We start from the raw sequence: 18070 nt of genomic DNA on the forward strand, positions 1-18070 counted from the left end.
GGACAGGTTCGACGGTCGGTGCTCCGGTGACGGCCGGGAGGCCCGGACCGCGTCCGCCCCGCCGGACCGGTCGTCCTGGTGTCCGGTCGCGTCAGAACGACCCGCGCAGGGCCTCCAGGCCGTCACGGAGGCGCTGGACCGCAGCGTCGTCGAGCGTGCCGCGGGCTGCGCGGCGACGCAGGTCGGCACGGAGCTGCTGCCGGAACACGGCGACCGCCATCTCGGCGTCGCGGAGGGTCCGGCCGCCGGACCCCGTGACCGGTGCCGGCTCGGCGCCGGCGGCACCCGGGGTCCCCGTCGGGCCGCTGTGCTGCGCGGCGGCGAGGTCGGCACGGAGCGACTCCATCGCGGCGCCGACCGACGCGCGGACGCCGTCGGCGAGCGACTTCACGCTGTCCGCGACACCGTTCTCGAGCTGGGCGACCTCGTCGGCTCGGGCGTCGAGCTCGGCGCGACCGGCCTCGGTGATCGCGTAGACGGTCTTCCGGCCGTCGGAGGTCTTCGTGACCAGGCCGTCCTCCTCGAGCTTGGCGAGCCGCGGGTACACGGTGCCGGCACTCGGGACGTAGGTGCCGCCGAAGCGGTCGCCGAGCGCGGTGATGACCTCGTAGCCGTGCATCGGGTGGTCGGCGAGCAGGACGAGCAGGTACAGGCGCAGGTGTCCGTGCGCGAAGACGGGGCTCATGCGACACCGCCCTGCTCGTCGGCGGTCGGGGTGGTGTCGGCGGCCGGGACGGGTGCCGGGCCGTGCACGATCGCGACGTCGCCGGAGACGGAGTTCACCCGGATGTCGACGTACGAGCCGGAGAGCTCCCCGTCGGTCCGGGTATACGTGCCGCGGGTGCCGCGGAGCTCGGCGTCGTCGAACTGCAGGCGGCCGGTGGCGGTGGTGATGGTGCTCGTGTAGGCCGTGCCGTGCTCGAGTCGGACGTCGACCGGGCCGGAGACGGTGTTCACCTTCACGCTGTCCGGGGTGCCGTGCAGGTCGAGCACCACGGCGGACGAGACGGCGTCGGCCGAGAACCGACGGATCTCGCCGGTGGCGACGACGTCGCCCGAGACCGTCCGGAGCGTGACGGTGCCGACCTGGTCGCGGATCGTGGTCGTGCCGGAGACCGCGTGGACCTGGACGTCACCGATGACCGCGTCGACGACGACGTCCCCGGAGACGCTGTTGAGCACCGCGCCGCGCTCGGTGCCGGAGAGCAGGACGCCGGCGGAGACGACCCCGAGCGTGACCGTGACGTCCCGTGGCACGAGGATGCTGACGTCCGCGCGGGCGCCGCCGCCGCGGAAGGACTTGAGGAAGCCGAGGGGGTCGTCCCAGCGCATCTGGGGGTGGTCGACCGTCAGGGTGTCGCCCTCGATCTCCACCTTGATGGGCTTGCCGGAGACCTGGTGGATCTCCACGCGCGCGGTCGGCTCGTCGTGCGTGACGACGTCCACCTGCCCGCCGACCAGGCCCACCCGCAGTGCGCGGACGATCCCGGTGTCGATGACCTTCGGCTCGTCGACGAGCCATTTCTCCTGTGCCATGACTGCTCCTCGGTGTCGGACGGAACGCGATGTATCGCGTCTTTCGGAACACGATACATCGCGTCCTGTGCGGACGCCAGGGTCAGATCGAGACGTCGGGCAGACGGTCAGCGACCAGCAGGGCGGGAGCGGGTCCGGCCTCCCGGCCGGGGCTCCACGGGAACCGGCGGAACAGCGGCATGAGCGGCTGGACCAGCGGACCGATCGCGAACGCGGCGACCACCGTGCCGACGCCGACGTCCCCGCCGAGCAGCCAGCCGACGATGACGACCGTGACCTCCACGACCGTGCGCGCCACCCACACCGGCCAGCCGAACCGTTCGTGCAGCCCGACCATCAGGCCGTCCCGCGCGCCGGTGCCGAAGCCCGCGCCGATGTAGCACGCCGTCGCGACCGCGAGCAGGGCGATGCTCCCGACGAACAGCAGCACGCGACCGACCAGACCGGCCGGTTCGGGGACCAGCCAGAGGACCAGATCGGCCGCCGGACCGATCGCGAGGGCGTTGAGCAGCGTGCCGATCCCCGGTCGTTGCCGGAGCGGGATCCAGAACAGCAGGATCACCAGGCTGGACACGACCGTGATGACGCCGAACGACCACGGCAGGACGTTCTCCAGGCCCTGCGTGAGGACGGTCCACGACGAGACGCCGACGACCGCGCGGACCTGCAGTGCGACCGAGGCGCCGTAGAGGAACAGGCCGACGAGGAGTTGGACGAGACGGAGGGACACGGTGGAGGAGCGGGGCACGGTTCGAGCTTGGAACAGATTGGCCTGCTGGTCGAGAGCCAATCGTCCTACTGTGGACCCCGTGACCCCCGTCCTCCTCAGTGCCCGCTCCGCCGCCGTACTCCTGACGCACTGGCGTGCCGGCTCCGACGCCCCGGCGTACGAGGCGCTCGCCGACGCCGTGCGGGTCCTCGTCATCGACGGGCGCATCCCGCACGGCGCTCGCCTGCCCGCCGAACGCGGGCTCGCGGCCGCACTCGGCGTCTCCCGCACCACCGTCGCGAACGCGTACGCACGACTCCGCGTCGACGGCTTCCTGACGTCCCTCCGCGGGTCGGGCAGCGTCGTCCGCCTGCCGCTCGAGGGGCGCCCGGACCCCGAGGAGTTCGGCGGCGTCGTGCCCGCGGACGTGCTCGACCTGCGGAAGGCCGCCCTGCGGAGCGCCCCGGTCGTGGCCGAGGCCGTCGAACGCGCGATGCGGCACCTGCCGGCGGCGCTCGCCGGGATCGGGTTCGACACCGTCGGGGACCCGGGCCTCCGCGCGGCGATCGCGGAGCGGTACACGGCCCGGGGGCTGCCGACCTCGCCCTCCGAGGTGATCGTCACCGTCGGCGCCCAACACGCGATCGCGCTGCTGGCGCGGGTGCTCGTCGGGCGCGGTGACCCGGTGCTCGTCGAGTCGCCGACCTACCCGCACGCGCACGAGGCCCTCCGCGCTGCCGGTGGTCGGCTGGTGTCGGTCCCCGTCGACCCACGCGGCGGGTGGGACGAGGGCGTGCTCGACGCGACCCTGCGCCGCTCGGCGCCGACGATGGCCTACGTCATGCCCGAGCTGCACAACCCGACGGGCGCGACCATGCCGACGTCCACGCGGAGCGTCCTGCTCGAGGCCGCCGCGGCCGTCGGCACCGTCGTCGTGGCCGACGAGACGATGGGGGAGCTCCGCATCGACGGCCCGTCCGCGCCCCCGCTGGCCGCCGGGGCGCCGGGTGAGGTCGTGATGGTCGGTTCGGCGGACAAGGTGTTCTGGGGCGGGCTGCGGATCGGCTGGATCCGGGCTGCTCCGGAGCTCCTGCACCGCCTGCTCCTCGCGCGGCCGACGGGCGACCTCGGGACGCCGACGCTGGACCAACTCGTCGCGCGCGAACTGGTCCCGCAGACGGCGGCCGTCCTGGAGGCCCGGCGTCCGGCCCTGCGCGCGGGTCGCGACGGCCTCGTCGCCGCGTTGCGGGAACGGCTGCCGGAGTGGGACGTCCCGTCGCCGGCCGGCGGGTTGACCACGTGGGTGGGGCTCGGGCGTCCGGTGTCGACCGCGCTGGTCCTCGCGGCGCGGTCCGAGGGGGTCGTGCTCGCGTCCGGGGGCGTGTTCGGACCGGACGGCGGGTTCGAGCGGTCGCTCCGCGTGCCGTTCACCCTGACCGCGGAGGAACGGGAGCGCGTGGTCGACGCCCTCGCGCGGTCCTGGGCACGGGTGGGCGGGGCGACCGTGGGCGCGCGGGGGTCGTCGGCGGCGGTGGTCTGAGGACGCACGCGTCTGTGGTCGGTGGTCTGTGGTCTGTGGTCTGTGGTCCGTGGTCTGTGGTCTGCGGGGTGCGGTCGGCCGCGTCCGTGGTGCACGGACGTCCGCGTCCGTGGTCCGCGGTCGGCCGCGTCACTCCTGCGGAGGATGCCCATGCCCCTCCCGGGTGATGTGACGAGCGGACGGGCACGCCAGCATCGAGACCATGAACAGCACCCTGTCCTCTCCCGGTGTCGCCCGGGCCGCGTCGCCGACCGCTCCCGGGCACCCGAGCGGCAGTGCCGTGCCGCCGGTCGCCCGACTCACCATGGCGGTGACCGGGGCCGTGCTCGCCGGCGTCGCGACGAGCTTCGGGCAGGCGGTGCCCGGGCTGGCGTCCATCTCCAACGCGGCCGGGCCGTGGTTCGTCGTCGCCGTGCTGCTCGTGCTCGCCGCCGGGGTCGCTCGGGGGAGTGTCCGACCGCGGCTGCGGACCGCGCTCGCGATGGCGCTCGGCGTCGTGCTGCTCGAGCTCATGCACATCGGCTACTGGGCGACGACGAACCTCCGCGGCTACCCGGACTCGCTGTCGATCACCAACTTCTGGGTCGTGATGGCACTGCCCGCCGGGCTGCTCGCCGGTGCCGTCGCCGTCGCGCTCCGGTCTCCGGACGGCCGCTGGCGGGGTGCCGCCGCCGGTGTGACCGCTGCGGTCCTCATCGGCGAGGGCGCCCGCGCCCTGCTGCAGGTCGCCGCGACCACGGGGACCGCCACGTGGGTCGTCCAGATCGTGGTCGGGGTCGGCGTCCTCGTCGCCGGCATCGCCCTGGCCCGGTCGCCGATCGGCCGTGCGGTCGCGCTCGGGGTCGGCGTCGTCGGCTCGGTCGGCGTGCTCGCCGTGTACTCCCTGCTCGGCGCCGCCTGACCGGGAGGTCCCCGCCACACGTCCGGGTACCTGCACGTTCATCCCCAGGATGCACTTCGGCTGGGTGGATGCAGGACCGGGCTGCGAGGATCAGGGCGTGCACCTCCTCTCCGTCTTCAGTCTCCGGAACCGCGCCCTCATCGCCCTCGTGACGATCGTGGTGGCCGTCTTCGGTGGCGTCGCCCTGTCGAGCCTCAAGCAGGAACTCATCCCGAGCGTCGAGTTCCCGCAGGTCGCCATCGTCAGCGCCTACCCGGGGGCCACGCCGGAGGTCGTGTCGAACGACGTCTCGACGAAGATCGAGCAGGCGATCCAGGTCGTGCCCGACCTCGAGTCGACGAGTGCGACGTCGTCCACCGGGCAGAGCGTCGTCTCCGCCTCGTTCGACTACGGCTCGAACCTGGCCAGCGCCGAGGACAAGATCCAGACCGCGGTCAACGCCCTCTCGCTCCCCGACTCCGTACAGACGCAGATCGTCACCGGGTCCTTCGACGACCTGCCGGTGCTGCAGGTCGCGGTCTCGTCGTCCGGCAACCAGGAGGAGCTGGTCGACCGGCTGCAGGCGACCGCGATCCCCGACCTCGAGAAGCTCGACGGGGTCCGGCAGGCCGACGTGTTCGGCAACCCCGGGCGTCGCGTCGTCATCACACCGGACGAGGACGAGCTCGCGGCCCGGGGGCTCAGCCAGACGGCGATCTCGGACGCCCTCGACGACAACGGCACGCTGATCCCGGGTGGCACGATCACCGAGGACGGGTCGACCCTCTCGGTGCAGACCGGTGAGCGGATCGCGTCGCTCGAGGACATCCGCGCGCTGCCCCTCACCAACTCGTCCGGCTCGGGCGGATCGGACGCGGCGGACACCACGTCGACCGACACGACCGGCGCACCCGGCGCCGGTGCACCCGCCGCCGGTGGGCCCGCTGCCGGTGCGACGACCCCGGGTGGAACGACGACCGGTGGCGCGACCGACGCCGCACCCACCGACGCGGCCGCGACCCCTGCCGCCACCCCGACCGACACCACCCTCGGCGACGTCGCCGAGGTCGCGATCAAGGAGTCGCCGCGGACGTCGATCAGCCGCGTCGACGGCGAGCAGGCCCTGACGATCTCGATCACGAAGACGCAGGAGGCCAACACCGTCGACGTGTCGACCGTCGTCGGCGACGCGCTGCCCGGCATCGAGGCCAAGATCGAGGGCGACCCGCGCTTCACCGTCGTCTTCGACCAGGCGCCCTACATCCAGCAGTCGATCGACTCCCTGGCCGAGGAGGGACTGCTCGGCCTGGCCTTCGCGGTCGTCGTCATCCTGGTGTTCCTGCTCTCGGTGCGGTCCACCCTCGTGACGGCGGTCTCGATCCCGACGTCGGTGCTCCTCGCGGCGATCGGCATGCAGGCAGCGGGCTACTCGCTCAACATCATCACGCTGGCCGCGCTCACCATCGCGATCGGCCGCGTGGTCGACGACTCCATCGTCGTCATCGAGAACATCAAGCGGCACATGCGCCCCGGCGTCGACCGAGCGCAGGCCGTGCTCGACGCCGTCCGCGAGGTCGCCGGCGCCGTCACCGCGTCGACGCTCACGACCGTCGCGGTGTTCCTCCCCGTGGCCTTCGTCGCGGAACTCGTCGGGGAGCTCTTCCGGCCGTTCGCGGTGACCGTCACCCTGGCGCTCGTGGCCTCGCTGCTCGTGTCGCTCACGATCGTCCCGGTGCTCGCGTACTGGTGGCTGCGCCCGAAGAAGGCGAAGCAGGCCACAGTGGAGCAGGCCACAGTGGAGCAGGCCACAGTGGAGCAGGCCACAGTGGAGCAGGCCACAGCGGAGCGGGCCACAGCTGAGCGGGACGAGCAGACCGCGCACGCCGTGGGGCGCGCGGACGAGCCCGCCGTCCGTCCGACGTCCGAGGCCGCGCTCGCGTCCGCCGCGGACCTGCACGACGCCGGCACCTCGGACCGTCTCCGTCGCGTGTACCTCCCGGTGCTCCGCTGGGCCGTCCGGGCGCCGGTCGTCGTGGTCCTGCTCGCCGTCGTCGTCCTGGGTGGCACGGCCGCCGCGCTGCCGTTGGTCACCACGAACTACCTCGGGGACTCCGGGCAGAACACCTTCACCGTGACCCAGGACCTGAAGGCCGGTTCGAGCCTCGACGTCCAGTCCGACTCCGCACGACAGGTGGAGCGGGAACTGCAGGACGTCCGCGGCGTCGAGACCGTCCAGACCACCATCGGCACGAGCGGGCAGTCCATCCAGGCCGCGTTCGGCGGCGGCGGATCGGCTTCCGTGCAGTACGCGGTCACCACTGACGCGGAAGCCGACCAGCCGACGATCCAGGCCGACGCCCGGAAGCGGCTCGACGCCATCGACGGCGTGGGCGAGATCACCATCGCCTCGTCCGGTGGTGGGTTCGGCGGCAGCAGCGACATCGAGGTGGACGTCACCGCCCCGACGCAGGCGCAGCTCGAGACCGCCTCACGCAAGGTCCTCGCGACCATGCGTTCGGTCGAGGGCACCACCGGCGCGACGAGCAACCTGTCCGCGGCGGAGCCCTTCCTCGCCGTCCGGGTGGACCGGGCGAAGGCCGCCGACCTCGGACTCACCGAGACCCAGGTCGGTGGACTCGTGGCCGCCGCGGTGTCGCCACGTGACACCGGCAGCATCGAGATCGACGACGCCACGCTCGACGTGTACATCGCGAACCCGGACCCGCCGACGACCGTCGCGGCACTGCGCTCACTCGACGTGCCGACGAGCACCGGCACCGTGCCGCTGACGGACGTCGCGACGGTCGAGCAGTCCGAGGGGCCCACGACGGTCACGACGACGAACGCCGCCCGGACCGCCACGATCACCGTCACACCGGACGCGACGAACCTCGGGGCGGCCGTGCAGTCCGTCACCGCGGCGGTCGACGAACTCGACCTGCCGCGCGGGGCGAGCGCCTCCATCGGCGGTGTCGCCGCGAGCCAGTCGTCGGCGTTCTCGCAGCTCGGCCTCGCCGTCGTGGTCGCCGTGCTGATCGTCTACGTGATCATGGTCGCCACGTTCCGGAGCCTGCTCCAGCCGCTCATGCTCCTGGTCTCGGTGCCGTTCGCCGCGACCGGTGCGATCCTGCTGCAGGTCATCTCGGGCGTCCCGATCGGTGTCGCGTCGCTCATCGGGCTGCTCATGCTCGTCGGCATCGTCGTGACGAATGCGATCGTCCTCATCGACCTGGTGAACCAGTACCGGCGACGAGGCCTGCCAGTCCGGGAGGCGTTGCTCGAGGGCGCGACCCGACGCCTCCGACCGATCCTGATGACCGCGCTGGCGACGATCTTCGCGCTGCTGCCGATGGCGATCGGGCTCACGGGCAAGTCGGGGTTCATCTCCCAGCCGCTGGCCCTCGTCGTGATCGGCGGCCTGGTGTCGTCGACGCTGCTGACGCTCGTCGTGCTGCCGGCGTTGTACGCCCTGGTCGAGGGTGCTCGTGAGCGTCGGGCGCAGCGGAAGGCGGCTCGCGCCGAGGCGTGATCAGCGGGGCGCGTCGCCGCTCATGCGGCGGCGTGCCCCTGCATGCATCGGGTCGTGCGACCGTGCGGCCGACGGCACGCAGACGGGGTCAGCGGCCGTCGGAGTCCTGGTCGAGCTCGCGGAACCAGGACACCAGCACGCACGTCACGGTGACGAGGAACACGACCGCCGCGACGGGTGTGACCACGGTTGCCTGCCCGACGGCGGCGCCGTCCCAACCGGACGCCACCGTGACGAAGAAGGAGAGCCCCAGCAGGAGTTCCGCGGCGGTGCGGACCGACGTCCAGCTTCCGGTGCGGGCACGCACGGCGGAGGGGGTCGGGGCGGAGATCGAAGGGTGCGTCACCCGGCAAGCCTGACGATCCGTCGACATCCTCGACAGTCCCGCTCCGGGTGCCACCCGTGCGGGGCACGTCACCCCGGAGCACGGCACCCCGGGGAACGGTCAGCGGGGCAGGACGGCGTCGGCGTCGGCGTCAGCGTCGGCGTCAGTGTCAGCGTCAGCGTCAGCGTCAGCCCAGGTTGTCGCGCAGGAACGCCGTCACCCGGCGGCTCATCGCCCGGTCGAGCTGCGCGATCGAGTGCGCCGACCCCTGCACGGCGACGAACGTCACCGGGACGCCGTGGTCGCGCAGGGTCGTCGCGAAGCGCTGCGACTCCCACAGCGGGATGAACTCGTCGGTGGAGTGCCCGATGAAGAACGGCGCGGTTTCCTGCGTCACCTGGTACATCGGCGACGCTCGTCCGGCCGCCGGGCACGACCGGTACGACTCGCACCCGAGGTACAGCAACTGCTTCCGCTGGAACGAGGCAGCGACCCCCTCAGCACCGGTGGACCGGACCGTGAGGTCGGTCGGCCCGCTCAGGTCGACGACCGCCCGGATGCGGAAGCCGTCGGCGTGGGCGCTCGACTCGTGGTCCTCGACGGCCAGGAGCGCTGCGAGGTTGCCACCGGCGCTGCCGCCGAACACCCCGACCCGGTCAGGGTCGACGTCGTACGTCTGCAGGGTGGACGGCCGGAAGACGAAGTCGAGCGCGCGGCGGACGTCGTCGAGCCCGGCCGGGAACGGGTCGGTCGGCGCGAGGCGGTAGTCGACGTTGAACGTCACGAACCCCTCGGACGCCAGGAACTGACAGACCGACCGGTACGCCGCCGTGGCCTTGTCGCCGTGGGACCAGCTGCCGCCGTGGATCATCATCACGGCAGGGCGGGAACCGACCTCAACGCGGTCCGGCTCCTCGGCGGCCCGGGCGGTCGGCGTCGGGGTGGGCGTCGAGGTGCTCTCGGGCGGACTGTCGGCCGGCAGGCACACGTCGAGCTGCTGCAGGGGATCCTGCCCGTACGGCACGTCCGGCACGACGTCGATGCCGTGGTACTCCAGCGACAGCGGGTAGATGACGGGGTCGGCGGTGACGGTGCTGTTCCCGTCCCCGGTCCCGTCGACGGTGCACGACGCCGCTGCGCCGACGACCGCGGCCGCGGCGACGAGCGCGAGCAGGGTACGGCGGCCGGACTTCATCGCCAGCCACGGTACATGGGCAGGTGGGGGTGCCAGGATGGGCACGAGATCCACAGGAGGACCCGTGAGCCGTCAGAAGTCCTGGAACGCCGACCCCGAGTCGCTCCTCCGCGTCGGCCCCGGGTTCCGGCTCGACACCGTCGACCCGGACGCGACACCGGGGTTCCCCGGCCGCAAGATCGACGGGCTCGAAGCGCTCGCCGCGGGTGCCTCCCGGTTGGCGGCCCTGCAGGAACGGCTCTGGGCAGCGGCGACGGCGGCGGACCAGCGCCGCGTGCTGCTCGTCCTGCAGGCGATGGACACCGCGGGCAAGGGCGGCATCGTGTCCCACGTGGTCGGCGCGGTCGACCCCAACGGCGTGCGCTACGCGGGTTTCAAGGCCCCCACCGCTGAGGAGCGCGAGCACGACTTCCTCTGGCGCGTCGAACGGCAGTTGCCGGACGCGGGACAGCTCGGCGTCTTCGACCGCTCCCACTACGAGGACGTGCTGGTCCAGCGTGTCCGGCAGTTCGCCGGACCGGACGAGATCGAACGGCGCTACGGCGCGATCGTCGACTTCGAGCGCCGGCTCACCGAGCAGGGCACGACGGTCGTCAAGGTGATGCTGCACATCTCGAAGGACGAGCAGCGCGAACGACTCGGCGACCGCCTCGACCGGCCGGACAAGCACTGGAAGTTCAACCCGGGCGACATCGACGACCGCCTGCTCTGGGACGACTACCAGGACGCGTACCAGGTGGTCTTCGACCGCACCTCGACACCGGAGGCTCCCTGGTACGTCGTGCCGGCGAACCGCAAGTGGTACGCCCGTCTCGCCGTCCAGCAGCTCCTGCTGCGCGCCCTCGAGGACATGCACCTCTCGTGGCCCGCGGCGGACTTCGACGTGGCCGAGCAGCGCCAGCGGCTCGCCGAGTCCTGACCCAACCGCCGGGAGGCCCGTCCCACCTCCGCCTCCGATCCCACCGGTCGACGGGGCTGGTCTGACGGGGCCGGGTCGCGTATGCTCGATCGGTCGGCCTTCGACACCGCGGCCGCGAGCCGCGGACGTGTTTGGGTGTTGTGTAGTTCGAGGGCTGGAATCGCGTCGATCGACGTTGCGATGAACCCCCCTCCACGAGCCGCCCCCGCCGATGTCGCTGCCGGGCTGCGTGGTACGTCTGCACCCCGGAAAGAACACATGGCCCCGTACGACAAGGGCGCGAACTCCCGCGCCGACCGCACCGACCGCACGCGCCACCCGAACGGCACCCCTGCCGCTCGCAGCGCCAAGCACCGCGGCTTCCGCGCTGCCGAGCCGACGGCTCCCCGCCAGAAGCAGCGCTGGGACGCCGACGAGCGTCGTTCCCGTCCGTCCTCGGGCGAGCGCCCGAACTGGGAGCCGCGCGACAGCCGCGGCAGCCGCCCTGCGTGGGAGCCGCGCGGTGCGGGCCGCCCCGCGCGCGGTTCGGACCGCGACGAGCGTGCGCCGCGTCGGTTCGACCGTGATGACCGCGCCCCGCGCAGCTTCAACCGTGACGACCGTGCTCCGCGTCGTGACGCCGATGACCACGGCCCCCGTCGCTTCGATCGCGATGACCGCGCACCGCGCAGCTTCAACCGTGACGACCGCGCGCCGCGCCGTGACAGCGACGAGCGTGCTCCGCGTCGCTTCGACCGTGATGATCGTGCGCCGCGTCGTGGCAGCGACGAGCGTGCGCCGCGCAGCTTCAACCGTGACGAGCGTGCTCCGCGTCGTGGCAGCGACGAGCGTGCGCCGCGCAGCTTCAACCGTGACGACCGTGCGCCGCGTCGTGACAGCGACGAGCGTGCTCCGCGTCGTTTCGACCGTGACGAGCGTGCTCCGCGTCGCTTCGACCGTGACGACCGTGCGCCGCGATCGTTCGACCGCAACGACCGCGCCCCGCGTCGTGACAGCGATGAGCGTGCTCCGCGTCGCTTCGACCGTGACGATCGCGCCCCGCGTCGTGACAGCGATGAGCGTGCGCCCCGTCGTTTCGACCGTGACGACCGCGACCGCGCCCCGCGTCGTGACGACGCTCCCCGCGGCCACTTCGTCCCGGCCGACGACGTCAAGCTCGAGAAGCTCCAGGCCGAGTCGATCGTGGCCGCGGACGTCGAGGGCGTGACCTTCGGCGACCTCGGCATCGGCGGCAACATCTCCCGCGCGCTGGCCGAACTCGGTGCGAGCAGCCCGTTCCCGATCCAGGCGGCGACGATCCCCGACGTCCTGGCCGGCAAGGACGTCCTCGGCCGAGGCCGCACCGGGTCGGGCAAGACGATCGCGTTCGGTGCGCCGCTGGTCGAGAAGCTCATGGAGCACGGCGGCGGCACGAAGCGCAAGATGGGCCGCGCCCCCCGTGCGCTCATCCTCGCCCCGACGCGCGAGCTCGCCCTGCAGATCGACCGCACGGTGCAGCCGATCGCCCGGTCGGTCGGCCTGTTCACGACGCAGATCTACGGCGGTGTGCCCTACGGCCGCCAGGAGGGTGCCCTCCAGCGTGGCGTCGACATCATCGTCGGCACCCCGGGCCGTGTCCAGGACCTCATGAAGAAGGGGACGCTCGACCTCAGCGAGGTCATCATCTCCGTCCTCGACGAGGCGGACCACATGTGCGACCTCGGGTTCCTCGAGCCCGTCCAGGAGATCCTCTCCGCGACGGCCGAGGTCACCCCGCAGGGCAACCGCGCGCAGAAGCTCCTGTTCAGCGCGACGCTCGACACCCAGGTGGCGGCGCTCGTGGAGGAGTTCCTGCACGAGCCGAGCGTGCACGAGGTCGCGGGTGAGGACCAGGCGTCCTCGACCATCGACCACCGCGTGCTCGTGGTCGAGCAGCGCGACAAGGACCGCGTCCTCGAGGAGCTCGTCGCCGGCGAGGGCAAGACCATCGTCTTCGCCCGGACCCGCGCCTACGCCGAGCGTCTCGCCGACCAGTTCGAGGACGCCGGCATCCGCGCGACCTCGCTGCACGGCGACCTCAACCAGTCGCGACGCACCCGCAACCTGCAGCTGCTCACCAGTGGCCGCGTGAACGTGCTCGTCGCCACCGACGTGGCGGCCCGCGGCATCCACGTCGACGACATCTCGCTCGTCGTGCAGGCCGACGCGCCGGACGACTACAAGGCGTACATGCACCGGTCCGGCCGTACGGGTCGTGCCGGCAAGGAGGGCACCGTCGTCACGATCGTCCCGCGCGGCCGTCGCCGCAAGATCGAGGGCATCCTCGAGCACGCGGAGATCGAGGCGGACCTCGTCGAGAGCGGCCCCGGCGACCGCATCATCGCGGAGCTCGCCGCGCGCTGACCCGACCACGCGCGCACGGGAGGCCCGGTACCAGCTGGTACCGGGCCTCCCGTCCGTCGTCCGTGCGCGAAGCGCGACGCGGGCGACGACGCAGCGCGTCAGCGGTTGAAGAAGAGGACGCCCCGGGCGTAGCCGGCCTGGCCGGCGTGCTGGACGCAGTCGTCGAGGATGCTCACGAGCCGCACACCGACGGTCACGGGCGGGTCGTACGAGTCGTCGACGACGGTCTCGAGGTCCTCCGGCGAGAGCGTCTGCAGGTACGCGACCGTGCGCGCGTGCACCGCGTCGAGGTACCCGGTGAGGAGTGCCGCCGACGCGCGGACGCGACCGACGTCGTCGCGGGACATGCCGTACCCGAGCGCCTCGGCGGGGAAGGGCAGACCGAAGCGTTCGACCCAGCCGTCCGCCGTCCACACCTGTTCGGTACCGGCGAGGGCGGCGACCTGGGCGTCCTGACCGCGGGCGATGTGCCAGGCGAGCCAGGCGAGCGTGTTCGCCCCGGCGGCCGGTCGGGACGCGAGCTGGTCCTCCGACAGGCCGTCGACGGCGCGTCCGACGGTCTCGGGCACGCGGGAGAACGCTTCGACGAGGAGTTCGGCGGGAGTGGTCATGTGTCCGACCGTACGCCGCCCGGTCGTCCACCGGTGCCCGCGGTCGTCCGGTCCTCCACAGGGCCAGCGTGGGCGTCCGGGATGTCCCCGGCGGCCGTTACCGTGGCTCACATGCGGATCCTGCACACCGGCGACTGGCACCTCGGGCGCACCCTCCTCGGTGCGGACCTGCTGGAGCACCAGGCGGCGTTCCTCGACCACCTCGTGCAGGTCGTCCGCGAGCGGTCGGTCGACCTCGTGGTGGTCGCGGGGGACGTCTACGACCGGGCGATTCCGCCGGTCGAGGCGGTCCGCATGCTCTCCCACGTCCTCGAACACCTCGCGGAGACGGCGACCGTCGTCGTGACCCCGGGCAACCACGACTCCGCGGTCCGACTCGGATTCGGTGCGGGCGTCATGAGCGACCGGGTCCGGATCCTCGCCGAGCCGTCCCGGCTCGCGGAGCCGGTGCTGGTCGACACCGACGACGGCGGCGGTCCGGTCGCGGTGTACGGCATCCCCTACCTCCAGCCCGACATGGTTCGGTACGCGCTCGCGCCCGTGCCCGACGAGCCGCTCGCCCGCTCGCACCAGGCCGTCGTCGGCGCGGCGATGGACCGGGTGCGGCGCGACCTCGCGGAACGCCCCGGCACCCGGTCGGTGGTCGTCGCGCACGCCTTCGTCGGCGGCGCGCTGCCGAGCGACAGCGAGCAGGACATCCGCGTCGGGGGCGTCGACCGGGTCGCCGAGTCCACCTTCGACGGCGTCGACTACGTCGCACTCGGACACCTGCACGGGCCGCAGCGCGTCGGTGCAGGCGACCGCATCCGGTACGCCGGATCCCCCCTGGCCTTCTCGTTCGGCGAGCGGAACCACACCAAGTCCGTGACGCTCGTCGAGCTCGCGGCCGACGGGGCCGTGACGGTCGACCTCCTCCCGACGCCCGTACCGCGCCGGCTCGTCGACGTGCGCGGCAGCATCGCCCAGATCGAGTCCGGGGTGTTCGCGGAGCACGCCGACGCATGGGTGCGGGTCGCCGTGACGGACACCGTGCACCCGGAGCGTCTCTACGCCCGGGTGAAGGACCGCTTCCCGCACGCCCTCGCCATCACGCACGAGCCCGCAGACGTCCCTGACCGGACACCGGCGCGAGCCGTCAGCGCGACGTCCGACCCGGTCGAGGTCGCCGCGGACTTCGTCACCTACGCCACCGGCGGCCGTCCGGACGACGTGGAGCTCGGGATCCTGCGGGACGCCTACGAGTCCGCCGCGGCCGCCCTGGCCGAGCAGGGAGCACGCTGATGTACCTGCACCGCCTCGACCTCCGCGCCGTCGGCCCGTACCCGGACCTCGTCTCGATCGACTTCGCCTCGCTCGCCGCGTCCGGGGTGTTCCTGCTCGAGGGTCCCACCGGATCCGGGAAGTCCACGATCATCGACGCGGTCGTGTACGCGCTCTTCGGCGGACTCGCCGGCAGTGACGCCAGTGCCGATCGACTGCACAGCCAGCACGCCGACCCCGCCGTCGAGCCCTTCGTGGACCTGGTGTTCGAGACGGGTGCGGGCGTGTACCGCGTCCGTCGCACGCCGCCCTACGACCGTCCGAAGCAACGGGGGAGCGGCACGATCCGGCAGCAGGCGTCCGCGCAGCTCTGGCGACTCGCCGACCCGTCGGACCTGGTCGGCGAACCGCTGTCCCACCGGGCGCCGGAGATCGGCGCCGAGGTCGCCCGCGTCGTCGGACTGAACCGCGACCAGTTCCTGCAGACCGTCGTGCTGCCCCAGGGGGAGTTCGCGAAGTTCCTCCGCGCTCCCGGTGAGGACCGTCGGAAGCTCCTGCAGTCGCTCTTCGGGACAGCGGTCTACGACCGGACGGCCGACGAACTCGCGGCACGGCGACGGGCTGCGGTCGCCGAGGTCGAGGCGGCGGACGCCCGGGTGCGCGACGCGCTCGGCCGGTTCAGCCAGGCCTCCGGGGACGACGACGCCGACGAGTCGACCGCCGGCGACGTCGTGGCCGTGCTGCACCGGACCGCGGCCGCGCACGAGGACGCCCGCGCACGCGCCGCGGCCACCGCACAGCACACCGTCGCCCACCTGCAGGACCTGACCGCGCGCCAGGCGGCCGTCGACCGGCGCCGTGACCTGCTCGCCCGCCAGGATGCCGTCGCCGCCGGAGCGCAGGCCGTCGCCGAGCACCGGACCGCCCTCGTCCTCGCGGACCACGCCGCCGTGGTCGTGGCGGTCGCGGACGGCGCCGCCTCGGCGGAGGACCGCCTCACCGCGCTGGTGGGCGAGCGCTCGACGGTCCGCGACCGGCACGAGGTCACCGATCCGGCACCCCGGGCGACCCACGAGCGGCTCGCGGCGGTCCTCGCCGACGTCCGGCACCTCGTCGAGCTCGAGCGGACCCTCGCCGACCGGACGGTCGCGGTCGGGACCGCGGTCGAGGAGCTCGAACGGACGCGCACCCGGATCGGTACCGCCGCCGAGGCGCTCGCTGCCCGACCGGACGAGCGCGCCGCGATCGTCCTCGCGGCGAGCCAGGCAGCCGACACCGCGGCCGATGCCGATGCTGCTGCACGCGCGGTCGAGACCGCACAGGAACTCGCGCGTCTGCTCGCCGCACGGGCCGCCGCTGCCGACACCGCAGCGCACACCGCAGCCGCCGTCACCGAGGCGGCCGCCACCGCGTCCGGCGCACTCTCGGTCGAGAACGATCTCCGGGCTCGCCGCATCGCCGGCCTGGCCGGTGAACTCGGCGCGGCGCTGACCCCGGGCGACGCCTGCCCCGTCTGCGGTGCGGTCGAGCACCCGGCCGTGGCGCAGCCGCAGGAGGACCACCCGAGCGCCGACCAGATCGACCGCGCCGCGGCGTCCCGCGCTGACGCCGAGCGCGCCCTCGCCGCCGCGACGGCCGAGCACGCCGTCGCCAGTGCCGAGCTCGTCCGCCTCACCGAGGCCGTCGGTGACCACGACGACGCGTCCGTGGCTCGGCAGCGCAGCGAGGCGGAGGCCCGCCTCGACGCAGCCCGTGCCGCGGCCGACGCCGTCGAGGAGCACGAGCATCGGTTGCAGGCGCACGACCGGGCGACCCGGTCGCTCGAGGAGGACCACAACGACCTCGTCACGCGCAGTCGGGTCCTCGCCGACCGCGTCGACGGAGACCGCGCTCGCATCGCCGACGACGAGCAGCGCGTGCAGGCGGCGAGACAGGCCGTGCTCGCGGTCGCCATCGAGGCCGAGTCAGCAGGTGCCGGGTCGGAAGCGAGGACCGCCATCGGCCCTGACGTCGAGGAGACCCTGGCCGGCCTGGTCGGACGGGTCGAGGCCGTGGCCGCCGTGCTCCGTACCGTGGCGGACCTGGACGACCGCGTGACCGCCGCCGAGCGGGACGTCGCCGACCGCAAGGCCGAGGTCGACGCCGCCGTCCAGGCGCAGGGCTTCACCGACGTCGGCTCCGCACGGGCCGCCGCCCTCGACCGCACCGAGGCGGATCGACTCCGCGGGCTCGTGGCCGCCGCGGACCGGGAGCTGGCCGTGGTCGAGGCCGGACTCGCGGAGCCGGCGGTCGTCGCCGCAGCGGAGGACCTGGCGGCCACGACGGCGCGCGAGGACGGCGAGGGCAGCGTCGTGCTCGACCTCGACGCCGCCCGGAGCGCCCGGGATGCCGCTGCCGCCGCCCTCGACGACGCCACCCGAGCCGCAGCAGCCGCGGCCGAGCGTGCCGCCGCTGCGGAGCGGTGCGCCGCCGACCTCGCACGGGCGGTCCGATCACGGGACACCACGAGCGCCGAGAGCCGCGCGGTGGTCCGTCTCGCCGACATCGCCACCGCGGCACCGACCGCCAACCCGACCGGCATCACGCTCGGGACCTACGTGCTCATGCGGCGGTTCGAGGACGTCGTCGCAGCAGCCAACGACCGGCTGCGGGCGATGCTCGCCGGACGGTTCGCACTCGAGACGTCGGACGAACGGGAGACCGGAACCCGAGCCCGGCGGACCGGCCTGGCACTGGCGGTCCGCGACCACCTGACGGACAGCACCCGGGACCCGAGGAGCCTGTCCGGTGGTGAGACCTTCACGTTCTCGCTGTGCCTGGCGCTCGGGCTCGCCGACGTCGTGCAGGCGGAGGCGGGCGGGGTGTCGCTCGGCACGCTGTTCGTCGACGAGGGGTTCGGAACCCTCGACCCGGAGACCCTGGACGACGTCATCGGACAGCTGTCACGGCTGACCGCGGGCGGACGGCAGGTCGGCATCGTGAGCCACGTCGAGGAGCTCAAGCAGCGGATCCCCGAGCGGATCGCCGTCCGACGCACGCCCGAAGGCGGCTCCCGCGTCACCACCACCGTCTGACCTGCCGGACCCCCGTCGGGCAACCCGGTCGGCGCCAGCCGCTCAGCGCCAGCCGCTCAGCGCCAGCCGGTCAGCGCCGACCAGTCAGCGCCGGCCGGTCAGCGCTCACC

Annotated in this window: 13 protein-coding genes; 7 read left to right on the forward strand and 6 right to left on the reverse strand. The window is 73.2% G+C overall.

Features of this window, described 5'->3' with window-relative positions:
- Positions 1-91 precede the first annotated feature (91 nt).
- The 3 genes from DEJ34_RS02980 to yczE form a co-directional block, all read right to left on the reverse strand.
- Positions 92-685, reverse strand: a complete 594-nt coding sequence (locus DEJ34_RS02980; RefSeq protein ID WP_110890725.1) for a PadR family transcriptional regulator — start codon at positions 683-685, stop codon at positions 92-94.
- Complete coding sequence (locus tag DEJ34_RS02985; RefSeq protein WP_110823517.1) at positions 682-1536, reverse strand: DUF4097 family beta strand repeat-containing protein; 855 nt, start codon at positions 1534-1536, stop codon at positions 682-684. The genes DEJ34_RS02980 and DEJ34_RS02985 overlap by 4 nt, the downstream gene beginning before the upstream one ends.
- Positions 1537-1618: 82 nt before the next feature.
- On the reverse strand, positions 1619-2284 hold the full coding sequence (yczE, locus tag DEJ34_RS02990; protein WP_110911389.1) for a membrane protein YczE: 666 nt from the start codon (positions 2282-2284) through the stop codon (positions 1619-1621).
- 61 nt (positions 2285-2345) lie between these two features.
- Between yczE and yczR the strand changes: the two genes are divergently transcribed.
- The 3 genes from yczR to DEJ34_RS03005 all read left to right on the forward strand — a co-directional run bounded on the left by yczR (position 2346) and on the right by DEJ34_RS03005 (position 8194).
- Positions 2346-3785, forward strand: coding sequence for a MocR-like transcription factor YczR (gene yczR, locus DEJ34_RS02995; protein ID WP_110890797.1), 1440 nt, complete (start codon positions 2346-2348; stop codon positions 3783-3785).
- Positions 3786-3987: 202 nt separating this feature from the next.
- Positions 3988-4686, forward strand: coding sequence for a DUF6518 family protein (locus tag DEJ34_RS03000; RefSeq protein ID WP_110823519.1), 699 nt, complete (start codon positions 3988-3990; stop codon positions 4684-4686).
- 97 nt (positions 4687-4783) lie between these two features.
- A complete protein-coding gene (locus DEJ34_RS03005) occupies positions 4784-8194 on the forward strand; it encodes an efflux RND transporter permease subunit (protein ID WP_110911390.1) in 3411 nt (1136 codons plus the stop codon).
- Between the two features lie 88 nt (positions 8195-8282).
- On the opposite strand, the gene DEJ34_RS03010 is transcribed toward DEJ34_RS03005, so the two are convergent.
- On the reverse strand, positions 8283-8540 hold the full coding sequence (locus DEJ34_RS03010) for a hypothetical protein (RefSeq protein ID WP_110911391.1): 258 nt from the start codon (positions 8538-8540) through the stop codon (positions 8283-8285).
- A gap of 166 nt (positions 8541-8706) precedes the next feature.
- Positions 8707-9714: an alpha/beta hydrolase gene (locus DEJ34_RS03015; RefSeq protein ID WP_110911392.1), complete on the reverse strand. Its 1008-nt coding sequence runs from the start codon at positions 9712-9714 to the stop codon at positions 8707-8709.
- 64 nt (positions 9715-9778) lie between these two features.
- Between DEJ34_RS03015 and DEJ34_RS03020 the strand changes: the two genes are divergently transcribed.
- Together DEJ34_RS03020 and DEJ34_RS03025 are read left to right on the forward strand one after the other, a co-directional pair.
- Positions 9779-10633, forward strand: a complete 855-nt coding sequence (locus tag DEJ34_RS03020; RefSeq protein ID WP_502864345.1) for a polyphosphate kinase 2 family protein — start codon at positions 9779-9781, stop codon at positions 10631-10633.
- Between the two features lie 258 nt (positions 10634-10891).
- Positions 10892-13015, forward strand: coding sequence for a DEAD/DEAH box helicase (locus tag DEJ34_RS03025; RefSeq protein ID WP_110911394.1), 2124 nt, complete (start codon positions 10892-10894; stop codon positions 13013-13015).
- A 98-nt stretch (positions 13016-13113) separates the two neighbouring features.
- Here the strand turns inward: DEJ34_RS03025 and DEJ34_RS03030 are convergent, their stop codons facing one another.
- Entirely contained in the window at positions 13114-13626 is a 513-nt protein-coding gene (locus tag DEJ34_RS03030; protein WP_110890716.1) for a mycothiol transferase, read from the reverse strand.
- Between the two features lie 111 nt (positions 13627-13737).
- On the opposite strand from DEJ34_RS03030, the gene DEJ34_RS03035 reads away from it, so the two are divergent.
- Both DEJ34_RS03035 and DEJ34_RS03040 read left to right on the forward strand, forming a co-directional pair.
- Positions 13738-14907, forward strand: coding sequence for an exonuclease SbcCD subunit D (locus DEJ34_RS03035; RefSeq protein WP_110823525.1), 1170 nt, complete (start codon positions 13738-13740; stop codon positions 14905-14907).
- A complete protein-coding gene (locus DEJ34_RS03040; RefSeq protein WP_110911395.1) occupies positions 14907-17960 on the forward strand; it encodes an AAA family ATPase in 3054 nt (1017 codons plus the stop codon). The genes DEJ34_RS03035 and DEJ34_RS03040 overlap by 1 nt, the downstream gene beginning before the upstream one ends.
- The last annotated feature ends 110 nt before the right edge of the window (positions 17961-18070 follow it).

The organism is Curtobacterium sp. MCPF17_050 (genome assembly GCF_003224435.2).
In the GTDB taxonomy this organism is placed as follows: Bacteria; Actinomycetota; Actinomycetes; order Actinomycetales; family Microbacteriaceae; genus Curtobacterium.

Coding starts and splice junctions, on each gene's coding strand:
- DEJ34_RS03015 (WP_110911392.1), bottom strand. CDS start 9,714: ATGAAGTCCGGCCGCCGTACCCTGCTCGCGCTCGTCGCCGCGGCCGCG.
- DEJ34_RS03030 (WP_110890716.1), bottom strand. CDS start 13,626: ATGACCACTCCCGCCGAACTCCTCGTCGAAGCGTTCTCCCGCGTGCCC.
- DEJ34_RS03000 (WP_110823519.1), top strand. CDS start 3,988: ATGAACAGCACCCTGTCCTCTCCCGGTGTCGCCCGGGCCGCGTCGCCG.
- DEJ34_RS03035 (WP_110823525.1), top strand. CDS start 13,738: ATGCGGATCCTGCACACCGGCGACTGGCACCTCGGGCGCACCCTCCTC.
- DEJ34_RS03040 (WP_110911395.1), top strand. CDS start 14,907: ATGTACCTGCACCGCCTCGACCTCCGCGCCGTCGGCCCGTACCCGGAC.
- DEJ34_RS02985 (WP_110823517.1), bottom strand. CDS start 1,536: ATGGCACAGGAGAAATGGCTCGTCGACGAGCCGAAGGTCATCGACACC.
- DEJ34_RS02980 (WP_110890725.1), bottom strand. CDS start 685: ATGAGCCCCGTCTTCGCGCACGGACACCTGCGCCTGTACCTGCTCGTC.
- DEJ34_RS03025 (WP_110911394.1), top strand. CDS start 10,892: ATGGCCCCGTACGACAAGGGCGCGAACTCCCGCGCCGACCGCACCGAC.